The following is a 21,519-nucleotide window of genomic DNA, read 5'->3' on the forward strand; positions in this document are numbered from 1 at the left end:
ATTTTATAAATACACTGACTGTAATTAAAACAATGTAACTTAAATACCGTATTAGATACGTTGACGCACCATCTCAAAGAAACAGATAGAGCCTGCAATCGCAACGTTCAGGGATTCCTGCCCACCTGGTTGGGGAATAGTCACCGCTTCGGCATGTTGCAAGGCATAGTCAGATACGCCTTGACCTTCATTGCCCAGAATCCAGACGCAGGCTTTACGCAAGTCCTTGCTATACAGGCTGCTAGAACGATGTGAGCTGGTGACATATACCGGAATCTTGAATTGCGGTAAAAGGTCTTCCAGTGCGATATTCTCAAAAGTGTGCAAAGAAAAATGTGCACCCATACCCGCACGTAATACCCGTGGTGACCAGAGAGATGCTGAACCCTTGGTACAAATGACCTGATCAATACCGGCAGCTGCTGCTGAACGTAGCAGGGTGCCAACATTGCCGGGATCCTGCACATTTTCAAGGATCAGGGTGTCAGCCGTAAAATCAAGTGCCTGGCTTGAGCTTGGAATATCGACAATCGCCATACAGGCAATCGAAGTGCCTAAGGTACTCAGGTCCTTATAAAGCGATTCACCAATGACAAAAACCATACCGGTATATTTGTTTAAAATAATGTCGAAATCAGGATGCGCTAAAGCATGTTCAGTCGTGAAGATTGAATTGATTTTCTTGTTTTCATGTAACCATGCAAGACACAGGTGCGTGCCTTCAAGCACAGTTTGTCCTTGTTTTTTTCGATAAGAATTCTGTTCAATTAAACCGCGTAAGTGTTTAATTTTAGGATTGTCTTTGGATTCAAGGAAGATGGTTGGCATAAGAAGAAAGTCCACGGCAGTCAATCAGAGATCAACTGCCGTTTAAAAATTAGTGGTGGTAGCTGGTCACAAGCTCAACTTCATTTTTTGAGCCAATGATGACAGGAACACGTTGATGCAGATTTGTAGGTTCGATTTCAAGAATGCGGACACGACCAGTCGTTGATGCACCGCCAGCCTGTTCCATCAGCATACTCATTGGGTTGGCTTCATACATTAAACGTAAACGACCTGCTTTAGTTGGGTCTTTTAAGTCGTATGGGTACATGAAGATCCCGCTACGGCACAGAATACGGTGAATATCGCCGACCATACAAGCGACCCAGCGCATATTGAAATCTTTGGCGCGAGGACCTGTTTTACCTGCCAGCAATTCATCGATATAACGCTGTACAGGCGCTTCCCAGTGACGCTGGTTCGATGCATTGATCGCGTATTCTTTAGTATCAGCAGCCACCTGAATCGCTTCAGAAGTCAACAGGAACTCTTGAGTTTCAGGATCGAAAGTGAAGAATACCACACCGGCACCCACAGTAAGTGCCATCATGGTTGATGGGCCATACAGCACATAGCCAGCAGCAACCTGATTGACACCAGCCTGCATGAAGTCTTCTGCCTGCGTTACACTATTTTTTGCAGGAAGAATCGAAAAGATGGTACCCACACACATGTTGATATCAATATTGCTTGAGCCATCAAGTGGATCAAACAATACTAGATATTGACCATTTTCCTGAGCTGAAGTGAATTCATCCAGTTCTTCAGACGCTAAACCGCCTACATGTGGATGTACTTTTAATGCATCAATCAGATAATCATTAGAAATCACGTCCAGTTTCTTTTGCTCTTCGCCTTGAACATTTTCATGCTGAGCACTACCTAATACACCCGCTAGAGCACCTTTTTGCAGGAGTTGGTCAATACGCTTGCAGGTATTTCCAATTGTTTCAATTACTTGTGCAAGTTCAGGTGTGAGGTTCCCGCTTTGTTGTTGTAGGAATTGGGATAAGGTGCGGTATGACATAAGGGAAAAACTCCAAGACTTATAATCGGGGGGAAAAGATCAAAACGATATACGGCTATATTTTAGAGGAGAACGTCCGAAAAGGACAATTAAACTGAATTATTTGTTGTGATTTTGCCCTTGCAACTCCTGTGGAAAGTGCTATGTTGAATCAAAGGAAAAAATGATCATAGGAGCACAGAGATGACAACATTAAAGTTTGATGCGACTCCAACGCCGAGCGAAGCGATTAATCTCGATGAAATTTCTGAAGACAAGATGAAAGAAGCGTGGAAGGATTACGAAGCAAAACCTGAATATAAAAAATTCAATAAACATGACATGATTGAATCCATGCAAACTGCTGAAGAAGTTGAAGGCAAAGAGTAATTTTATTCTTTGATCTTTCAAATATCTTCCTAATAAAAAAGCACTCAATTGAGTGCTTTTTTATTAATGATGCATTATTTAAATGATCACTTATTTTAGTAGTGGTGGAACAGCTTCGTAGTTGATTTCTACACGGCGGTTTTCTTTCCACGCACTTTCATCATGGCCAGGATTAACTGGCATTTCTTTACCATAGCTCACTGCTTCAAGTTGGCCCGCATTTACACCAGAAGTGATCAGGAAGCTTTCTACTGCTTTGGCACGACGCTCACCAAGCGCCATGTTGTATTCACGTGTACCGCGTTCATCTGTATGACCGGTTAAAGCTACACGAGAATTGGCATTTGCCATCAGGAACTGGGCATGTGCTTGCAGAGTACGAATATCGTCATTGCTCAGTTCGCTACTGTCATAGTCAAAGTGAACCACACGTTTAGCTAAATAAGCCTTATTTTCCGCAGTTACACCTTTAGCAGATGCACCCGCCATATTTTGGGCGCTTAGAGCTGCATCTTCACTTAGACCTTCAGTGCTTACAGTAGTGGTGCCACTAGTGTCCAGGTTGCCAGTTTGGACTTCAGCTGCTGGTTTACGGCTGGCACAACCAGTCATTACGACTGCGGCTGCAAGTAAAGGAAGTGCAAATAATTTTACTTTGTTCATTCTTCATCTCCATGAAGGTTGATTATGGGGTAAAGCATTTATAAATATTGAACTATTATTTTGGTGCCCAGGCAGGTTCGCGAACTTCACCTGTTTCACTTGGCAGATTCATGCGGAACCGGCCATCAAGAGACATGATGGATAACAATCCACGATTACCTTCGCGAGTGGCATAAACCACCATCTGACCATTTGGCGAGAAGCTAGGTGATTCATCCAGGCTGGTTGGCGTCAGGATATTGGTCACACCTGAGCTAATATCCTGTACAGCCACTTTATAGTTACTGCCACTTGGACGATGAACCAATGCAAGTTTCTTACCATCTGCACTTAAGGTCGCACGAGCATTAAATGCGCCGCGGAAAGTCAGACGTTTAGTACTTTCATTATTGAAATCATAGCGGTAAATCTGCGGAGAGCCGCCACGATCTGAAGTAAAGATAAATGATTTTCCATCCGGCGCATAACGTGCTTCTGTATCAATTGCGCTATCGTTGGTCATGCGTTTTAACTGGCGTGTTTCCAGATTCATCTGATAGATTTCCGGGTTGCCATGCATAGACGCAGTGAACAGCATGCTCTTGCCATCTGGAGAGAAGCTTGGTGCACCGTTTAATCCACGGAAGCTGGCCAGCTTTTCACGTTGACCAGTCGCCAGATCCTGTACATAAATGGCCGGACGTTTGGTTTCAAAAGATACATATGCAATTTTTTTCGCATCCGGTGTCCAGGCAGGTGACAGGATTGGATCACGTGAAGTCAAAATGGTCTTTGGCTGTTCACCATCCGTATCGGCAATCTGTAAGGTATAACGCTGATCAGGCGTTGCCGGGTTACGTAACACATAAGCAATACGGCCGGTGAAATCTCCTGGAATACCGGTTAATGCCTGATAGATGGCATCACTGATCATATGGGCTGCCTGACGGGTACGTGATGCAGGAACAGTCAGCAACTCATTCAATAAGTATTGACGTTTTTCGACATCATACAATTGATACTGAATGCTATAAGACCCATCCGGATTGGTCTTGGATGAACCGGTCACCACATAGGGTACGCCTGCAGCTGCCCATGCTTCAGCATTTGGCGAATTTAGTTGTGCTGTAGCAGGTAAATTCTTCGAGGCACTGGCAAATTTTCCAGAACGATTCAGGTCATTTTCCACCACCGGATAGATACTCTGATCCTGGCTAAAAGGCACAATGGCAATTTTAGGAGCAGCTTCAGGAGCTTTGGTAATTTCCAGATGCAGTTGAGCCTGAGACTGGGTCGCAGTGATCGCACCCAAAGTGGTCATGATTGCAAGGCAGAGTAGGTGTTTGCGTGTCTTTTCCATCATTCGTTATTTACTCAAATCAACGGAGTTATTTATAAGTGATTGGGCTACATCATCGCATGGATTTATGCGAAATAGACCACGAATTTATCATCAAACTGTTATATCACTATGGAGAGTGATTATTATTTAATCTGTTTCAATTGAAGTTTAACTCAAAAAAACAGCCATAACACTTTTTCTTTATTATGGCTGTTTCTCATTAATGAGCTGTAAAGGTTGAAGTAAAACTTCGTGCTTCACGACGTGCATCCGGATCTGAAGGCATTGGGTAAGGTGCAGCAGCACGTACTGCCGCTTCTACACTGGCTTTCATATCTGGATCACTGGCACTCACCACCACAGAAACCACAGAACCACTATCGCTCAGAGTTACCCGAGCAGTCGCTTTCTGGCCTGAGGAGCCCACTGGGGTATCCCATGCACGTCTGATTTTATTTTCGAAATCACGTTTTGCAGTAGAGGCAATTCGCTTAGATTCCGCTTTTTTCTGTGCAGCTTCTTCAGCAGCCTGTTTGGCTGCAGAGGCTTTGGCATCAGCTTCTGCTTTGGCTTTCGCATCTGCATCTGCTTTAGCCTTTGCCGCAGCCTCAGCTTTATGTTTAGCATCCGCCTCTGCTTTAGCTTTTGCAGCGGCATCAGCTTTAGCTTTTGCAGCGGCATCAGCTTTATGCTTGGCATCAGCATCCGCTTTGGCCTTCGCAGCGGCATCAGCTTTGGCCTTCGCAGCGGCATCAGCTTTACGTTTAGCTTCGGCCTCTGCTTTAGCTTTCGCCGCAGCGTCAGCTTTGTGCTTGGCATCTGCTTCCGCTTTAGCCTTCGCAGCGGCATCAGCTTTACGTTTAGCTTCAGCCTCTGCTTTGGCTTTTGCCGCAGCGTCAGCTTTATGTTTAGCATCCGCCTCTGCTTTGGCTTTTGCAGCCGCATCGGCTTTACGTTTAGCTTCGGCATCTGCCTTGGCTTTTGCCGCAGCATCCGCTTTTGCCTTGGCTTGAGCCTCTGCTTTTTGCTTGGCGGCTAAATCAGCCTTTTTCTGCGCTTCAAGTTTGGCTTTTTGCGCAGCATCGGCTTTACGCTGTGCTTCTACTTCAGCCTTACGCGCTGCTTCAGCTTCGGCTTTAGATTTTTGTGCAGCCTCTGCTTTGGCTTTGGCAGCAGCCTGTTTTGCCTGTTCGGCGGCTTCAGCACGTTTTGCTGCTTCGGCTGCTTGCTGAGCGGCTTTGGCTTGAGCAAGCTCTGCCGCTTTGGCTTCTTGCTGAGCTTTTTGAATATCGATCTGTGGGGGTGCTGGTGCAGGCTGCGGTGCCGGAGGTGTCGGTGCAGCTGCCGTTGGCACTACAGGTGCAGGCTCTACACTCGGTTCAGCAGTTTGGGTAATTTCTTCTGTAATATTTTCATGTGCAGTTTCTTCAAACTCAGTTTCTTCACGAGTCACCGGCTTGAGGTCTTCAGGTTTAATTAAGACCGTTTTAATCTGTTTTGGCGGTTCAGGTGGCTTACTCATGCCCAGAAAAAGCAGGCCCACCAAAGCAACTGCATGGATTCCTAGCGTAAACCCAATTGCAATTGCTTTCTTTTGAAACGGTGGTTTCTGATAATTTTTCATATTTTATTCTAATGGCTTGGTCAGTAAACCCACTTGGGACAAACCGGCATCCTGCAGGCTTGACATCAAGGCCATCACATCGCCATAAGGGCGGGTGGTATGACCATTGATCACGACATTGAGGACCTTGTTTTCACTTTCCGCAGTGCTTTGCGCTTCTATCAAAGTCTGCGTCAAAGCCTCTAGGGTGACAGGACCTGTGGTCTGATTTTTATATTCCAGAAAATAAGTACCATCTTCTTTTAAAGTAACGATCGTAGGCGCATCTTTGGATTCGATTGGCAAGCCATTGGCCTGCGGCAAATCGACCTTGATGCCACTGGTAATCATGGGGGCAGTCACCATGAAAATGACCAGAAGTACCAGCATTACATCGATGTAAGGCACTACATTCATGTCACTTTTCAGTGGTTTTTTAATACGCTCGAAGCGTCCTGAACGTTGAATGGCCATTAGTCATTGTCCTGCGTAGCGCCCACAGATTGACGTTGCAGCAGAGCCACCATTTCTTCAGCGAACAGGGCACGGTCAGAGTACAGTGCTTCACCTTTAGATGTGAAATGGTTAAAGGCTAAAACCGCAGGAATTGCAGCAAATAAACCAATCGCCGTTGCAATCAGGGCCTCTGCAATACCAGGTGCGACAGTGGCCAAAGTAACCTGATCGACATCTGCCAGACCAATAAAGGCATTCATGATGCCCCAGACGGTACCAAACAGACCGACATAAGGAGCAACTGAACCAATACTGGCCAGTGCGCCCAAGCCTTGTTCAAGATGCCCCTGATCACGACTTAAACCTACACGCAGAATACGTTCGGTTCCTTCAATTGACTGGGCAGTTGGAGCATGGCGTTTTTTAAGTTTAAGGAACTCGCCCAGACCCTGATAGAAGATATCTTCCAGACCAGTACGTTTGGAATTGAGCTGGGCATTGTTATAAAGCGTCTTGAGTTCGGCACCTGACCAGAAAATTTTCTGGAAATGATCGTCGTCAGCCTGAGCCTTTTTATAGCTCATGGTTAACTTAGCAATCAGGTACCAGCTGTACAACGAGGCTAACAGGAGAGAAAGCATCACCAGTTGTACGACAGGGCTTGCTTGTAAAATAAGATCTGAGACTTGAAGAGATGATTCTAACTGAGTTGCCATAGCTGTTACGTGTGCCAAATAATTTTTTTAGTCTTGTTCCAATTCTTTATGAATCAGTTCGCGGATTTCATCAGGAAGACGACGTGGTTTCATGTCTGCACTAATACATGCCAACTCGACCTCACCAGATGCAAGCATGATTTCACCACGATAAATATTTTGTTGCAATACAAATGATGAAGCTTTACATGAAATGACACGTGCAGTCACGGTAATCAGGTCATCCATGAGGATTGGGCGCATATATTTGACGTTAATTTTGTGCACAACAAAGTTATAGTCGGATTGATGCCAGTAGTGACTCACTCCGGAAGCACGTAACCATTCAGTACGGGTACGTTCCATATAGCGAATATGGTTAGCGTGGTAGACAATGCCACCCGCATCAGTATCTTCAATATAGACGCGGATATTGAATTCAAAGTGATTCGCCATAGTTTTGTTCCATGCAGATTTTACGAAATTATTGCTTGTTTTTGGAGGCTGGAGCAGGCTTAGAATTTGCCTTATTCATTCCAAAAGTCAAGCAATTTAGCGCGTCAAAGTTTAGCACTGTGAGCTTTGAGACCAATGGCACAAGATGTCAAATCTGGATGGAGTAGGGGCTAAGCCAGTACGGAACGACCAATTGCTTATTAATACGGCGAAGTAAAAGCATGAATGAGACCAGTCACTCATGCTGGAGGAACTAAGAATCAGCTTTTGTTATTTTGCTTCCAGCTCATTTGTACCTGATTGGCTACTTTCGGATAATCCAGTATAAAACGGACATGACTTTCTACGCCGGTTTTTAAAGTCGCATCATCGACTATAAAATTCGGGTTATGGTTCGGTGCTGCTTTGGCTGGGTCCTGATCGGCTGGCGTTGCACCGACGAAGACAAACAATGATGGCATCAGCTTGCCATAATAAGCAAAGTCTTCACTGGCACTAGCATTGTTATCAAGCAGATGCATTTTATTTTCACCATTCACCTTAGCCAGAGTCGGACGCATCAATTCGGTCAAGGTTTTGTCATTGGTGGTAACAGGTGCATAGGGTGCAATTTCTACTTTGACTTTGACATCATTGGCTGCGGCATTGTGTTCCAGCATTTCCGGCAAGTCTTTTAAAATGCCTTGACGGACATCTTCACTGTTAGAACGAATCGTACCGACCATATTCACCTGATTAGGAATCACATTTCCTGTGGTACCACCCTGAATACTTCCAATACTGACCACGCCCATGCCTTTGGTTAAATCAGCTTTACGGCTTACCAGACTTTGTAAATTATTAATCATCTGTGCAGAAGCATAAATTGGATCGCGACCTGCCCAAGGCATTGAACCATGTACCTGATGGCCATCTACCTGTATACGTAAATGATCCGCGCTATTGAGAATTGCACCATCTTTATAGAAAATATTGCCGCTTGGCATACCCGCCATCACATGCATTCCAAAAATCACTTCAGGCTGAGGATTCTTGAGTGCGCCATCAGCCAGCATTTTACGTGAGCCGATCTGATCACCTTGACTAAAGTTATCAATATCTGCACCGCCTTCTTCTGCTGGCTGGAATACAAAAACTACGGTTCCGGCAATCTTATCTTTATTGGTAGCGAGCACTTTGGCTGCACCTAATAGCATTGCAGTATGCGCATCATGACCGCAGGCATGCATCACATAAGTTTCCTTGCCTTGATAAATACCTTTCTGCTTGCTGGCAAAAGGTACAGCTGCCGTTTCCTGAATCGGCAAGGCATCCATATCTGCACGTAATGCCATGACGGGGCCAGGTTTTGAACCTTTTAGAACGCCGATCACACCTGTTTTGGCATAGCCTTTACGTACTTCAATACCATAGGACTTTAATTCTTTTTGTACTAATTCCGAGGTTTTGAATTCCATATTGCCCAGTTCAGGATATTGGTGAATATGCTGGCGTAGTTTGATGGTATGCGCTTCGGCTGCTTTAACAGAATCATCTACCCAATCTGCTAAAGCCAGTTGACTGCAAAATAAAAGAGGGAGACAAAACGAAAGCGTCTTATGCATGTTCATATCAGGGAGAACCTTAAAAATCTGAATAGAGTTAAAGAGATGCCTGAGCATTACATAATGCACTACATTTGACCAAAACCCTCTGAATATGGATTTCATACCTTTTCGGTATATTCATTTTTAGTACTTGCTGATAAAGGGAATTTTACAGAGGTAGATATTGTAAAATTATGTAATTATAAAAATTTAACGGTCTATTTTATTTAAAAAATTCAAACTAATAGGGAATTATTAAAAGGAATTTGTATCTGATTTAAAAATCTTTCATTATCTAAGTTTCAACTATTTCTCTAAGTTAAATACTATTTTGGCATTAAAGTTGCTTTGATTATTTCATAATTATTATTGATAAAATTTAAAAGAAATAGCCTAAGTATTTGCTTAAAGAGCAATAACTATAATAGCTAAATAAACTACTTAATAATAAAGATTCGAGTTTGTGCTTTTGGAGCTAATTGATTGCAGTAGTCAATTAGCTCTTTTTCTTTATGATAAAAAATGGCTAAGCCAAAAGAATTTTAACCCTTACTTCGGCTCAGGCGGCGTTATGCCAAACTGTAAATAAGCCATATTGGTCGCAATACGACCGCGCGCAGTACGCATCACATAACCTTGCTGAATCAGATAAGGCTCAATCACATCTTCCAGCGTACCTGAATCTTCTGCCATTGCTGCTGCCAAAGCTTCTACACCCGCCGGGCCACCATCAAAGCGTTCTAGCAACATCGACAGGTAACGACGGTCGAGAGTATCCAAGCCATCTTTATCCACGTTCAACATATCTAATGCACGTTGAGCCATTTCCTGAGTGACTTCACCTGTGCCTTTGACTTGAGCATAGTCACGTACACGACGTAATAAACGATTGGCAATACGCGGTGTACCACGTGAACGACGTGCAATTTCTTTTGCGCCATCTTCGGTCATTGGCACATCCATTAGACTCGCAGAACGTTTCACGATATGGGTCAGATCATCAACCGAATAGAATTCCAGACGCTGCACAATCCCGAAACGGTCGCGTAGTGGAGAAGTAAGTAGACCAGCACGTGTCGTGGCAGCGACCAATGTAAATGGAGGTAAGTCCAATTTAATCGAACGGGCAGCAGGGCCTTCACCAATCATGATATCCAGCTGGTAGTCTTCCATGGCTGGATAAAGGATTTCTTCAATCACGGGTGACAGGCGGTGAATCTCATCAATAAACAGGACATCGCCTTCTTCGAGGTTGGTTAGCATTGCTGCCAGATCACCCGCACGTTCTAGTACTGGGCCAGAAGTCGATTTCAGGTTACCACCCATTTCACGGGCAATAATATTCGCTAACGTCGTTTTACCCAGCCCTGGAGGTCCAAAGATCAAAGTATGATCGAGAGCTTCAGCACGGCCACGAGCAGCGCCAATAAAGATTTCCATTTGCTCACGCACCACGGGCTGACCGATATAGTCATCGAGGGAAGTTGGGCGGATGGCACGATCAAAATGATCTTCGGGTTTTTCAGAACCACTGATGAGACGGTCTTGCATATTTATTAACTTAATCTCTTTATCGAAGCTGTTTGATGCTGTGGAAACAGCCTCAAATAATGATTTGTGTTTAGCTGCCATTGTGTAGGCGTTGTCTTACTTTTGAAAGATCAAAAGTAACAAAAATCTTTTGTTGAGTTGAAGGTACTTCCTGTACCTCAACTCACCCGGCGACATCCATGTCGCCAAAGCTCAAGTAAATTTTGGATTGAAAATTTGCTCATAGGTAAATTGCTTATTTATTCATCGACTTTAATGCAGCACGGATGATGTCGCTGGCTTCGGTAAATTCACCTTTGGCTGCATTCACCAGTTTTTGTGCCTCAGCCGGTTTGTAACCTAAGGACTGTAATGCAGCTTCCGCTTCAGCCACGGCTGAATTGCCCATAAACTGAATTTGTGGAGCTGTCGAATTGCTTGGAGCAGTGCCCGCAGACATGGCTTTAAAGCGGTCGCGCAGTTCAATCATCAAACGTTCAGCCGTTTTCTTGCCGACACCTGGGACTTTAACCAAGGTATTTATATCTTCATTTTCAACAGTATGGATCAGCATCTCCACACTTAAAGTTGAAAGAATACCAAGTGCCATTTTCGGGCCAACGCCGTTCACTTTTAATAAAGTGCGGAAAATGGTTTTTTCCTGAGCATTTAAAAAACCATACAGTAATTGTGCATCTTCACGTACAGCCAGATGTGTCCATAGGGTAATTTTCTGGCCTTTTTGCAACTGGCAAAAAGTGGTGAGTGGTGTATCAATTTCATAACCCACACCATTCACATTTAATAATACAGTCGGTGCTTCCAGCGCCAGCACTTCACCAATCAGACATCCAATCATCTTTTATCATTACTCAATTCAGTTTTGCAGCATAGTAGTCAGCATTTTCAGGAAAGGCAAAATCTCCTTCTGCAAAACAGGTGATTTTGCTGCAATAAGCATCTAATCCAGCAAGATGTTTTATAACAATCCGGCTTTATTACCCTGCAATTCCTGTGACAGGTTATAAGCCTGATGATCCGAGAATTTCGATATAATATCCAGCACCTGCATGATATTGTCATAATGGCTGTCTTTAAAATTCGCTCCTGAACGTTGCAGAATCGACATTAACCGCTGTTCCTTAAAGCTTAGGTTTTTATGCGGTGTGGTCAGTGGAATAAAGGCATCCAAAATATTTTGCAGACTTTGATGGGCGATGATCTCTAGGCCTGCTTTCTGCGGATGTTCAAATATCTTGTCACGTGCCAGTTCTTTGGCACGATTAATACCACTTTCAATATCTGAGGAACAATACTGTAGTAAGGTGCCTTGTAACTGGCCAGACAGAATCTGGTCATGATGGCGTGCAAAAGCAGTCGTCACTTCATTCACCAGACGTTTCATCACACGGCCACGCAGTGCAGCAATTTTCTGTTGCCAGGTCGTGTCAGGCATGCCGATTTCAGAAGGCGTGCCATAATCTCCGAGCAGATTTAAAAATACCGGTTCCACTTCAGCATAGCTGAGCATGTTCAAGCTAATGCCATCTTCTAGGTCAATCAGGGCATAGCAGATATCATCGGCTGCTTCGAGTAGATAGGTCAGTGGGTGACGACAATATCGATACTCGCCGAGCTGGATCAGTCCAAGCTCTTCCGCGATTTGCTTTAAAATCTCTTTTTCTGCCTGATAGCAGCCAAATTTGGCACGGCTACTGGCAGGCAAATTCACTTGAGATGCCATGGTTTTTGACAACCACGGATATTTTAAATAAGCACCTAAAGTGGCATAGGTCAGGCGCATGCCACCATCATTTGGATGATAGTCAATCTTGGTTAGAAGCCGCAGGCCTTGGGCATTGCCTTCAAACTGACGTACATCTGCTTCCTGTTCAGGACTTAAATCTTTTAAGAAGTCAGTATGTGATACATCATCAAACCATTCGCGGATCGCATATTCACCGGCATGGCCAAAAGGCGGGTTGCCAATATCATGGGCCAGACAAGCGGCTTGAATGATGGCGCCCACATCCGCTGGAGACACCCAGGGTGGAAGCTGGTCTTTAATTTTCTCTGCGGCCAACATCCCTAGCGAGCGGCCAATACAGGAGACTTCCAGTGAATGCGTCAGGCGCGTATGAATACCATCGTGCTGGGTTAAAGGATGCACCTGGGTTTTACGGTTGAGCTGCCGGAAGCTCTGGGAAAAAATAATACGGTCATAATCTTTGTGGAACGGGCTACGGGCCAGTTCTGTACTCTGCTTTTTACTACCAATCCGAACTGTCGAAAGCAGTTCCAACCAACGCATTTGAGTCATTTATCATTATTCAGTTCTCTACTTTCTGCATCATGCCAAAAAAGAGCGTAAAGCACTAGGGCAGTGCGACATGAAATGTCATTTTGAATTAGCTTAGCTGAAATACAGCGAAAGATTGTCAATTTGGTGACAGGGCTGAGCCAGCAATTTCAGGCAAATTATGACCATAATAAAATCAATTTGCAGACCAAATATGACGACAGCACACGCTACACCACCTAATATTTTACTCATCGTCGCTGATGATCTGGGCTTTTCTGATCTGGGTGCATTTGGCGGAGAGATCCAAACACCACATTTAGATGCGATTGCCCTGGAAGGATTACGTTTAACTAATTTCCATACCGCTTCGACCTGTTCACCCACCCGTTCCATGCTGCTTTCCGGTACAGATCATCATCTGGCAGGATTGGGTTCCATGGCCGAAGCTATACGACCTGAACAGAAAGGCCAACCGGGTTATGAGGGGTATTTAAATGATCAGGTTGCGGCTCTACCGGAACTGTTACATGATGCAGGCTATTACACCATCATGTCTGGAAAATGGCATCTGGGCTTAACTCCAGACCGTTTTCCGGCACGCCGTGGTTTTGAAAAGTCATTTACCTTGCTCCCGGGTGCAGCCAATCACTATGCGTTTGAACCCGATATTCCAGAAGAAGAAATTCCGGACCTGTTGAAAGTAACTCGTGGGCTCTATGCAGAAAATGATGAATACATTACTGCATTGCCGGAAGACTTCTATAGTTCGGACTATTTCACAGATCGCTTGCTAGATTATCTGCAAGATGATGAGAGTCGTGCAGAACGCCCATTCTTTGCCTATTTGCCATTTTCAGCACCACACTGGCCTTTACAAGCCCATCCGGAAGATATTGCCAAATACAAAGGTGTATATGATGAAGGTCCTGAAGTATTACGTCAGAAGCGTTTAGCCAAAATCAAAGAGCTTGGTTTAGTAGGCGAAGATGCTACGATTCATCCAGTATTGGCAAAAACTAAATTCTGGGACAGTTTGACGGAAGATGAAAAGCAGTTCTCGGCGCGTACCATGGAAGTCTACGCAGCAATGGTTGATCGCATGGATCAGAATATTGGTCGTGTGATTGAATACCTGAAACAGACTGATCAATACGACAATACCATTATTATTTTTCTTTCGGATAATGGGGCAGAAGGCGCGCAGCTGGAAGCATTACCAGTCTTTGGTCCTGATATTGAGACCGTAATTGCCAAATATTATGACAATCGTCTGGACAATATTGGTAAAGGTAATTCTTATGTCTGGTACGGTGAGCATTGGGCACAGGCGGCCACAGCGCCATCTCGTTTATATAAAGCACATACCAGTGAAGGTGGAATTCGTACACCGGCATTCATCAAGCATCAGGGCTTCGCACGCCAAAATGGCATCAGTCATGAGTTTTTAACGGTGATGGATCTACTGCCTACTTTACTGGAAACATTGAATATCCAGCATCCGGGACAGCAGTATAAAGGCCGGGAACTGGTGCCTCTACGTGGTAAAAGCATTCTGCCGTATTTGCAGCAACAGCAGGCCTATATTCATGCTGAAGACCATATCACGGGTTGGGAGCTGTTCGGACAAAAAGCTTTGCGTAAAGGGGATTGGAAAGCCTTGTTTATTCCTGCACCGAATGGCCCAAACAGATGGCAACTTTATAACCTGGCAGAAGATGTGGGTGAAACTGAAGATCTAGCAGAGCGTTATCCAGAAAAATTACAGGAGCTGCTGGCCGACTGGAAAGTTTATGTACGAGAAAATGGTGTGGTAGAAATTGAAGGCGGGGGAATTTTATTAAATAAAACTGCCTAAGCTATTTCTGATGAATTATCGAATTTCATAACTGAGCAGATGCTTACAAGAATGAGCTGAAATAAAAAACAGGTCAAACGGCCTGTTTTTTATAGAACAATAATTTTGATAGAAAGAAAATCTTAGTCTGTGGACTGAATATTTAATATAGTTGATCATCATTCAGACAGATGGCAAAAAGCAGCGCAGCTACCTATTTTTGATCAAGAAATAATAAAGAAGTCAATTCTTGGCTCATTTTTATTAAAAATTGAGATTAAATTTTAAACCACTTGATATGATCAATAGTGTTGAAAAATAATACAAAATTTTTAAGTTGAATTATTCTTGACTAGTTTTAATTTTTCTTTAACAAATTGTGTTAAGCTGTGCGACTACATTCAATTTTTTTATCTGAAAATAAAAGCATTATTTATAAAATGCTATAGCTTTTCGCTTGAGTTTTCTCATTTCCTCTCTAGCCGATTTATATATTTCACAGTAGAATATGCGCTCTCTCAAGTCACATTGTGGCATGGTCGCTCGATCATCCCGTGGAGCCAAAATCAGCATGTTTATCGTTGCCGGTGCACCTGCACATTCTTCTTTTAAGAAAGCTCAACTACTCACACGTTTATCGTCAATTAGTTCTGTTCAATCACTAGAAAGTCAATTTGTTTATCTTTTTGACCAAGCGCTCAACGAGCAACAACAGCAATCCGCTTTACAGCTTCTCAACGATGGTCAATCATTTGAACTGCACCAGGCTGCAAGTGATGAAATCCAGATTCTGGTGACACCGCGTGTCGGCACGATTTCACCGTGGTCATCAAAGGCAACTGATATTTTTGCCAACTGTAATACACCGGTTCATCGTTTAGAACGCGGTGTTTTGTTTACTTTGAAGGGTGAAAAAGAGCTTTCTAAAGAAGCATTACAAATCTTGCATGACCGCATGACTGAAAGCGTTTTCAATGCGATTGAAGATGCTGCAGTATTATTTACTGAAACTGCTCCGAAACCTTTGAACTCGATTGATATTCTGGGTCAAGGTAAAGAAGCACTGGTTAAAGCCAATAATGAGTTCGGGTTTGCGCTGTCTGAACAGGAAATTGATTACCTGACAGAGGCATTTACTAAACTGGGTCGTAACCCGAACGACATTGAACTGATGATGTTTGCGCAGGCTAACTCAGAGCACTGCCGTCATAAAATCTTCGGTTCTGAATGGACGATTGATGGTGAAGTTCAACCATTGTCATTGTTCCAGATGATCAAAAATACCTATAAAGAATCACCAACAGACGTATTGTCGGCTTATAAAGACAACGCATCGGTGATTGTTGGTTTTGACACACAACGCTTTTACCCAACTCAAGAAGATAACGGTCAACACGTTTATAAATACAAAAGCCAGGCCGCTCACATCTTGATGAAAGTGGAAACTCACAACCACCCAACAGCGATTGCACCATTTGCCGGTGCTGCGACAGGTTCAGGCGGTGAGATTCGTGACGAAGGCGCGACTGGTCGTGGTGGTAAACCGAAAGCTGGTTTAACGGGTTTCACCGTATCTAACCTGAATATTCCTGGCTTCGAACAGCCTTGGGAAGAAAACTATGGCAAACCTTCACGTATGGCATCTCCACTTCAAATCATGATTGAAGGTCCATTAGGCGGCGCAGCGTTTAACAACGAATTTGGTCGTCCAGCGCTGACGGGTTATTTCCGTACCTTCGAACAAAACGTCAATGGCGAAGTGAAAGGCTTCCATAAGCCAATCATGATCGCGGGTGGTTACGGTAACATCCGTCCGGACCACGTTGAAAAAGATGCGATTCAACCAGGCGATCTACTGATCGTGCTTGGCGGTCCAGCAATGCTGATCGGCCTTGGCGGTGGTGCTGCATCATCTGTAGACAGCGGTACCATGGGTGAGAGCTTAGACTTCGCTTCTGTACAACGTGAAAACCCAGAAATGGAACGCCGTTGTCAGGAAGTGATTGATACTTGCTGGCGTATGGAAGATGAAAACCCAATCGTTTCTGTACATGACGTCGGTGCGGGCGGTATCTCGAATGCGATGCCCGAGCTGGTAAATGACCATGAGCTTGGTGCGGTGCTTGATCTTCGTAAGATCCCATCGCTTGAGCCAGGCATGTCGCCAATGGAAATCTGGTCAAACGAAGCGCAAGAGCGTTATGTACTGGCGATCCGTCCAGAATCTCTACCTTTATTCGAATCGATCTGTGCGCGTGAACGTTGTCCATTTGCGGTATTGGGTGAAGCAAATGAAGCGCGTCATTTAACCGTTGAAGATCCATTGTTCGGCAACAAGCCAGTGGATATGCCAATGCAAGTGATGCTTGGCGGAACACCACGTATGAGCCGTTCATATGAAACTACTGCACGTAAAGGCGATGACTTTGATGCCTCTAAAGTGACTGATCTGAAAGATGCGATTTATCGCGTGATCAAGAACCCAACAGTCGCTTCTAAATCATTCCTGATCACTATTGGTGACCGCTCGATTACCGGTATGGTGGCACGTGACCAGATGGTTGGTCCATGGCAGGTTCCTGTGGCTGATGCTGCAGTAACAACAACCAGCCTTGTCGGTTACACAGGTGAAGCAATGGCAATGGGTGAACGTCCACCAGTGGCATTGTTAAACCCAGCGGCTTCTGCACGTTTATCAGTTGCTGAATCGATCTCAAATATTATGTCTGCGAAGATTGATCAAATCAGCGACATCAAACTGTCTGCAAACTGGATGGCTGCTGCAGGTCAACCGGGCGAAGACCAAGCATTGTTCGAAGGTGTAAAAGCCATTGGTATGGAAATGTGCCCTGCACTGGGCATCGCAATTCCAGTCGGTAAAGACTCATTGTCAATGCGTACCACCTGGAATGACGAAGGCGAAGACAAATCTGTTACTTCTCCAATGTCAGGCGTGATCACTGCATTTGCACCTGTAACTGATGTTCGTAAGACATTAACCCCTGAGCTGAAAAATATTGAATCTGTACTGGTTCGTATTGATCTATCTAAAGGTCAGTTCCGTTTAGGCGGTTCGATCTTGGCTCAGGTATACAAAGCAATTGGTTCAGTGACTCCTGATGTCGACAGCTTTGATGACTTCAAAGCATTCTTCGCACTGGTTCAAGACTGGAACAACCGTGGTCTGATCAAGGCTTACCATGACATCGGTGATGGTGGTTTACTGGCAACTGTTGCGGAAATGATGTTTGCTGCACGTCTAGGCGTAGCGCTAGAAGACCAATCAGTTGAAGCATTGTTCGCTGAAGAAATCGGTGCAGTTCTGCAAATAGCGAAAGCAGATTGGGAAGCATTACAAGCAGAAATCGCGACTTCTACTCTGAAAGATGCGATCTCTGTAGTAGGTACAGTGAATAACTCTGATCAGTTATCTGTAAATGGTCTGGTACTTGAACGTGCCGACCTGCAAGTGGCTTGGACTGAAGTTTCTCATCAAATCCAGCGTCTGCGTGACAACGTAGAAACTGCAAATCAAGAATTTGCATTAGTAACAGACAAAGCACACAAAGGTTTGATTGCTCAACCGACATTTGATCTGAACGAACAAATCGAAGCGCCGTACATTAACTCACGTCGTCCAAATATGGCGATTCTGCGTGAGCAGGGTGTAAATGGTCATGTGGAAATGGCAGCAGCATTTGATAAGGTCGGCTTCAATACAGTTGACGTACACATGAGTGACTTGCTTGCTGGTCGTATCAGCCTGGATGACTTCGAAGGTCTTGTCACTTGTGGCGGCTTCTCTTACGGTGACGTATTGGGCGCAGGCGGTGGTTGGGCGAAATCAGTATTGTTCAATCAGCAGCTTCGTGACCAGTTTGAGAAATTCTTTAACCGTCAGGAAACCTTCTCTTTAGGGATCTGTAACGGCTGTCAGATGCTGTCACAATTGGCTCCACTGATTCCAGGTGCAGATGCTTGGCCTCGTTTCCATCGTAACAAATCAGAAGCATTTGAAGCACGTAGCGTCAATGTTCGTGTAGAGAAATCTCACTCTGTATTATTAGAAGGCATGGAAGGTTCAATTCTTCCAATCGCTGTGGCACATGGTGAAGGTCGCGTAGTAGCATCGGCTGAAAACATTGCTGCATTGAATGCCAATAATCAGGTGATTATGCGTTATGTGGATAGCCAAGGTAATGCGACTGAGAAATATCCATTGAACCCGAATGGTTCGCCTGAAGGGATTTCTGGTGTAACTTCGAAAGATGGTCGTGCGACTATCTTGATGCCACACCCTGAGCGTAACTTCCGTGCGATCCAGCACTCTTGGAAACCAGAAGACTGGGATCAGGACGGTGCATGGTTACGCATGTTCCGTAATGCTCGCAAATTTATTGGTTAATCTGATTTAGCTTCAAAAAAAGGGTCGCAGCAGCGGCCCTTTTTTATAATTTGAACTTATGGGAAATTAGTAAAACTAGAAAAATCGTTTACTTTTGTTTAGACTAGCTTCATCAATTGCCACCAGTGGGTGGCTTTTTGCTTTTTAAGCAGTTTGAAACATTTATTTAATTTTCTCCCGCTGAACTGGTTTAGATTTTGCTTTTATATCTGCATAGAAGTGATATTGTGTAAATAATGCACAATATTTATGCACTTTAAAGGAAAGATGGTATAGATCAGTTCAGTATCAACACTCAAGAATGAGGTGGTGACATGGCTAAGACGCTCAGAATAATGGATAGAACAGAATTACGTCAGAAAGGTTGGTGGTTATTTGGTTTTGTTGTTGGCCTACAGGTACTGTTCTTGGTAGGCAGTTATTTGCTACAGAGTTCTTGATCAACAGATTTAAAAAAGCCACCGAGAGGTGGTTTTTTTATCGCTAAACAGTGAGCTGAATCTGCTTTAACGTTACCTTCAGCGTATTCACATAATCAAAAGCATTATTAATACTGTGCTGATAACACCAAGCGATATAACCAACCGGCCTAACCAGAATTGCATAGATTAATGAATTTCAGGCTTGCCATCCCAAGTGCCATACACATAATGAGAAACAATCCGAATCACATCCAAATATGGCAAGTTCAGTGATTCAGCTGCCTGACTCCAGCCTTCACCCGATTCAGTGTCGAATACTGTGTCATGCAAGACACCATGTGTATACCTGAAACAGGAATAAATGTATGAGATGCAAAGTCTGGTCATGCATAGAAGGTAATTATATGAGTTTTCGTATAAGCTATTGATCTATTAGTATTTTCAATATGTTGGCCTAAATCGTATGATAAGCACCTGTTTTTTGAAGTGAGCAATCTATGGAACTTCGACATTTACGCTATTTTATTACCGTGGCGCAGGAGCAGAGTTTCACTAGGGCTGCTGAAAAGCTGTTTACGGCTCAACCTTCTTTAAGCCAGCAGATTAAAGATCTGGAGCAGGAAGTTGGCGTTAACCTGTTTGAGCGTTCTTCACGAAAAATACAGTTAACCGATGAAGGTAAGGCCTTTTTAATCTATGCAGAAAAAGCTCTAGAAAATGCCAAATTGGCCGTTGCGTCAGCACGACAGGTGGCCCAGCAGAAAAATAACCAGATTCATATTGGTTTTCTGAATGTTGCCGAACTAAAAGTCATGCCACATATTTTGGCCAAGTTGAAAAAGACCATGCCAGATCTGAAAATTCATCTGCATAGCCTGTTCTGTCTGGAACAGCTTCAACGTCTAAAAAATGCTGAACTAGATCTAAGTATTACCCGTTTTCAGATGGATCATCCAGATTTTGACAATATTCATTTATTGACGGAGCAAATTCACTTGGTTGCAGCCAAGCATTTGCACCCAACCGATCGAATACTGAAATTACAGGAACTGAAAAATCATACGATTATTATGTGTGATCAGAATGCATCACCTGTATTTTACGAAAGACTGAATGCTTTGATGTCCTTTGATCAGCTAAAGCACGATCAGGTGCTGTGGGCGACCAATGTGCTACAGCATATTAACCTGATCAATATGGGGATGGGTTTCAGTTTTGCTCCCGATTATTTATTGCGTTTCCTGAATGATGAAGTGAAAGTGATTCAGACAGATCGACCTTTACCCCAGGTAGAACTATATGCAACATTTAACAAGAACTCTCAAAATCCAGCATTGAATATTATTACCGAAGCCCTTAACAATACGGTAAATGCTTGAAAAACTTGTAGGGATATATGCTTAAACTGATTTATTACGTACCAGATGAAAACCTGGAGGAAACCAAGAAGGCCATCTTTGCAGCAGGTGCAGGTGGGATTGGTGAATATACCGACTGTGCCTGGCAAGTACTGGGAACTGGACAATTTAAGCCACAGCGCGGTGCAGATCCTCATATTGGGGAAATCGGCCAGCTGGAAAATGTGGAAGAATGGCGGGTCGAAATTCTTGTACCTGATGAAAAGGCTATTGAAGTGGCTAAGGCTCTAAAAGACAGTCATCCTTATGAAGAACCGGCATTTGAATTTATCCAGCTTTTAGATATAAAAGTTTAAATTTTAGAAGTGATATAAACCGACGGTGCATTAGTGTTGATGTGCCGTCTATATATTAAAAACACCCAATCTGCTTTTATTATTATAACCCGAATCGCGGATAAAAAAATTGACTTGAAAAATAAGAGGACTAGAGCCATCAGTTGAGTTACCACACAAAACTTAAAACTCTAGTCCCGATGTTTAGGGTGTGTTGACACTTTTAGCTTAAAAAAATAGCGAAGTAGTAAAATCAAATCGCCAAACCCAATTTTACTATTCGCTATGCCTCGTACCATGCTGACAGATCAACACTGGCAAAAGTTGAAAGT

19 protein-coding genes are annotated in these 21,519 nt (G+C 43.8%); 6 read left to right on the top strand and 13 right to left on the bottom strand.

The window, feature by feature from the left end:
* Nucleotides 1-51: 51 nt before the first annotated feature.
* Nucleotides 52-828 carry an RNA methyltransferase gene (locus tag FTV12_RS02105; RefSeq protein WP_180033452.1) on the bottom strand — a complete coding sequence of 259 codons (777 nt, stop codon included), beginning with the start codon at nucleotides 826-828 and terminating at the stop codon, nucleotides 52-54.
* Between the two features lie 49 nt (nucleotides 829-877).
* On the bottom strand, nucleotides 878-1,852 hold the full coding sequence (locus FTV12_RS02110) for a class 1 fructose-bisphosphatase (protein ID WP_159124035.1): 975 nt from the start codon (nucleotides 1,850-1,852) through the stop codon (nucleotides 878-880).
* 183 nt (nucleotides 1,853-2,035) lie between these two features.
* Between FTV12_RS02110 and FTV12_RS02115 the strand changes: the two genes are divergently transcribed.
* On the top strand, nucleotides 2,036-2,221 hold the full coding sequence (locus FTV12_RS02115) for an NF038105 family protein (protein ID WP_004784609.1): 186 nt from the start codon (nucleotides 2,036-2,038) through the stop codon (nucleotides 2,219-2,221).
* A gap of 90 nt (nucleotides 2,222-2,311) precedes the next feature.
* Here the strand turns inward: FTV12_RS02115 and pal are convergent, their stop codons facing one another.
* The 10 genes from pal to FTV12_RS02165 all read right to left on the bottom strand — a co-directional run bounded on the left by pal (nucleotide 2,312) and on the right by FTV12_RS02165 (nucleotide 12,851).
* Nucleotides 2,312-2,884 (bottom strand): peptidoglycan-associated lipoprotein Pal, encoded by a 573-nt coding sequence (gene pal, locus FTV12_RS02120; RefSeq protein WP_004784608.1) that lies wholly within the window; start codon nucleotides 2,882-2,884, stop codon nucleotides 2,312-2,314.
* 55 nt (nucleotides 2,885-2,939) lie between these two features.
* Nucleotides 2,940-4,223 (bottom strand): Tol-Pal system beta propeller repeat protein TolB, encoded by a 1,284-nt coding sequence (gene tolB, locus FTV12_RS02125; protein ID WP_180033461.1) that lies wholly within the window; start codon nucleotides 4,221-4,223, stop codon nucleotides 2,940-2,942.
* A gap of 202 nt (nucleotides 4,224-4,425) precedes the next feature.
* Entirely contained in the window at nucleotides 4,426-5,829 is a 1,404-nt protein-coding gene (tolA, locus tag FTV12_RS02130; protein ID WP_180033453.1) for a cell envelope integrity protein TolA, read from the bottom strand.
* Nucleotides 5,830-5,832: 3 nt separating this feature from the next.
* Nucleotides 5,833-6,282, bottom strand: a complete 450-nt coding sequence (gene tolR, locus FTV12_RS02135) for a protein TolR (protein WP_159124030.1) — start codon at nucleotides 6,280-6,282, stop codon at nucleotides 5,833-5,835.
* Nucleotides 6,282-6,980, bottom strand: coding sequence for a protein TolQ (gene tolQ, locus FTV12_RS02140; RefSeq protein ID WP_180033454.1), 699 nt, complete (start codon nucleotides 6,978-6,980; stop codon nucleotides 6,282-6,284). Before tolQ ends, tolR begins: the two co-directional genes overlap by 1 nt.
* Before the next feature lie 27 nt (nucleotides 6,981-7,007).
* Nucleotides 7,008-7,415 carry a tol-pal system-associated acyl-CoA thioesterase gene (gene ybgC, locus FTV12_RS02145; RefSeq protein WP_034170923.1) on the bottom strand — a complete coding sequence of 136 codons (408 nt, stop codon included), beginning with the start codon at nucleotides 7,413-7,415 and terminating at the stop codon, nucleotides 7,008-7,010.
* 260 nt (nucleotides 7,416-7,675) lie between these two features.
* A complete protein-coding gene (locus FTV12_RS02150) occupies nucleotides 7,676-9,025 on the bottom strand; it encodes an amidohydrolase (RefSeq protein WP_373687218.1) in 1,350 nt (449 codons plus the stop codon).
* A gap of 525 nt (nucleotides 9,026-9,550) precedes the next feature.
* Nucleotides 9,551-10,552, bottom strand: coding sequence for a Holliday junction branch migration DNA helicase RuvB (gene ruvB, locus FTV12_RS02155; RefSeq protein ID WP_180033455.1), 1,002 nt, complete (start codon nucleotides 10,550-10,552; stop codon nucleotides 9,551-9,553).
* Nucleotides 10,553-10,787: 235 nt separating this feature from the next.
* Complete coding sequence (ruvA, locus tag FTV12_RS02160) at nucleotides 10,788-11,390, bottom strand: Holliday junction branch migration protein RuvA (protein WP_159124027.1); 603 nt, start codon at nucleotides 11,388-11,390, stop codon at nucleotides 10,788-10,790.
* Between the two features lie 120 nt (nucleotides 11,391-11,510).
* Nucleotides 11,511-12,851: a deoxyguanosinetriphosphate triphosphohydrolase gene (locus tag FTV12_RS02165; protein ID WP_180033456.1), complete on the bottom strand. Its 1,341-nt coding sequence runs from the start codon at nucleotides 12,849-12,851 to the stop codon at nucleotides 11,511-11,513.
* Nucleotides 12,852-13,044: 193 nt separating this feature from the next.
* Here FTV12_RS02165 and FTV12_RS02170 point away from each other — a divergent pair, with 193 nt between their 5' ends.
* From FTV12_RS02170 to FTV12_RS16480, 3 genes are all read left to right on the top strand, one after another.
* Entirely contained in the window at nucleotides 13,045-14,688 is a 1,644-nt protein-coding gene (locus tag FTV12_RS02170) for an arylsulfatase (protein ID WP_180033457.1), read from the top strand.
* A gap of 550 nt (nucleotides 14,689-15,238) precedes the next feature.
* The gene (gene purL, locus FTV12_RS02175; RefSeq protein ID WP_180033458.1) at nucleotides 15,239-19,072 is read left to right on the top strand and encodes a phosphoribosylformylglycinamidine synthase; all 3,834 of its coding nucleotides are present in this window, start codon (nucleotides 15,239-15,241) and stop codon (nucleotides 19,070-19,072) included.
* Nucleotides 19,073-19,386: 314 nt separating this feature from the next.
* The gene (locus FTV12_RS16480) at nucleotides 19,387-19,512 is read left to right on the top strand and encodes a KGW motif small protein (protein WP_257220869.1); all 126 of its coding nucleotides are present in this window, start codon (nucleotides 19,387-19,389) and stop codon (nucleotides 19,510-19,512) included.
* A gap of 168 nt (nucleotides 19,513-19,680) precedes the next feature.
* Here FTV12_RS16480 and FTV12_RS16485 read toward each other — a convergent pair whose 3' ends face one another.
* Nucleotides 19,681-19,824 (bottom strand): hypothetical protein, encoded by a 144-nt coding sequence (locus FTV12_RS16485; RefSeq protein ID WP_257220870.1) that lies wholly within the window; start codon nucleotides 19,822-19,824, stop codon nucleotides 19,681-19,683.
* A 167-nt stretch (nucleotides 19,825-19,991) separates the two neighbouring features.
* Between FTV12_RS16485 and FTV12_RS02185 the strand changes: the two genes are divergently transcribed.
* Complete coding sequence (locus FTV12_RS02185; protein WP_159124023.1) at nucleotides 19,992-20,873, top strand: LysR family transcriptional regulator; 882 nt, start codon at nucleotides 19,992-19,994, stop codon at nucleotides 20,871-20,873.
* A 17-nt stretch (nucleotides 20,874-20,890) separates the two neighbouring features.
* Nucleotides 20,891-21,208 carry an NGG1p interacting factor NIF3 gene (locus FTV12_RS02190; RefSeq protein ID WP_180033459.1) on the top strand — a complete coding sequence of 106 codons (318 nt, stop codon included), beginning with the start codon at nucleotides 20,891-20,893 and terminating at the stop codon, nucleotides 21,206-21,208.
* Nucleotides 21,209-21,519 lie beyond the last annotated feature (311 nt).

The sequence above is a fragment of the Acinetobacter sp. YH12233 genome, from assembly GCF_013417725.1.
Classification (GTDB): domain Bacteria; phylum Pseudomonadota; class Gammaproteobacteria; order Pseudomonadales; family Moraxellaceae; genus Acinetobacter.

What these genes read in the sequence shown, in the direction of transcription:
- ruvB (WP_180033455.1), bottom strand. Translation starts at nt 10,552, where the DNA reads ATGCAAGACCGTCTCATCAGTGGTTCTGAAAAACCCGAAGATCATTTT.
- ruvA (WP_159124027.1), bottom strand. Translation starts at nt 11,390, where the DNA reads ATGATTGGATGTCTGATTGGTGAAGTGCTGGCGCTGGAAGCACCGACT.
- FTV12_RS02165 (WP_180033456.1), bottom strand. Translation starts at nt 12,851, where the DNA reads ATGACTCAAATGCGTTGGTTGGAACTGCTTTCGACAGTTCGGATTGGT.
- FTV12_RS02185 (WP_159124023.1), top strand. Translation starts at nt 19,992, where the DNA reads ATGGAACTTCGACATTTACGCTATTTTATTACCGTGGCGCAGGAGCAG.
- FTV12_RS02170 (WP_180033457.1), top strand. Translation starts at nt 13,045, where the DNA reads ATGACGACAGCACACGCTACACCACCTAATATTTTACTCATCGTCGCT.
- ybgC (WP_034170923.1), bottom strand. Translation starts at nt 7,415, where the DNA reads ATGGCGAATCACTTTGAATTCAATATCCGCGTCTATATTGAAGATACT.
- FTV12_RS02105 (WP_180033452.1), bottom strand. Translation starts at nt 828, where the DNA reads ATGCCAACCATCTTCCTTGAATCCAAAGACAATCCTAAAATTAAACAC.
- FTV12_RS02110 (WP_159124035.1), bottom strand. Translation starts at nt 1,852, where the DNA reads ATGTCATACCGCACCTTATCCCAATTCCTACAACAACAAAGCGGGAAC.
- tolA (WP_180033453.1), bottom strand. Translation starts at nt 5,829, where the DNA reads ATGAAAAATTATCAGAAACCACCGTTTCAAAAGAAAGCAATTGCAATT.
- tolQ (WP_180033454.1), bottom strand. Translation starts at nt 6,980, where the DNA reads ATGGCAACTCAGTTAGAATCATCTCTTCAAGTCTCAGATCTTATTTTA.
- pal (WP_004784608.1), bottom strand. Translation starts at nt 2,884, where the DNA reads ATGAACAAAGTAAAATTATTTGCACTTCCTTTACTTGCAGCCGCAGTC.
- tolB (WP_180033461.1), bottom strand. Translation starts at nt 4,223, where the DNA reads ATGGAAAAGACACGCAAACACCTACTCTGCCTTGCAATCATGACCACT.
- FTV12_RS02190 (WP_180033459.1), top strand. Translation starts at nt 20,891, where the DNA reads ATGCTTAAACTGATTTATTACGTACCAGATGAAAACCTGGAGGAAACC.
- purL (WP_180033458.1), top strand. Translation starts at nt 15,239, where the DNA reads ATGTTTATCGTTGCCGGTGCACCTGCACATTCTTCTTTTAAGAAAGCT.
- FTV12_RS16480 (WP_257220869.1), top strand. Translation starts at nt 19,387, where the DNA reads ATGGCTAAGACGCTCAGAATAATGGATAGAACAGAATTACGTCAGAAA.
- FTV12_RS02150 (WP_373687218.1), bottom strand. Translation starts at nt 9,025, where the DNA reads ATGAACATGCATAAGACGCTTTCGTTTTGTCTCCCTCTTTTATTTTGC.
- FTV12_RS02115 (WP_004784609.1), top strand. Translation starts at nt 2,036, where the DNA reads ATGACAACATTAAAGTTTGATGCGACTCCAACGCCGAGCGAAGCGATT.
- tolR (WP_159124030.1), bottom strand. Translation starts at nt 6,282, where the DNA reads ATGGCCATTCAACGTTCAGGACGCTTCGAGCGTATTAAAAAACCACTG.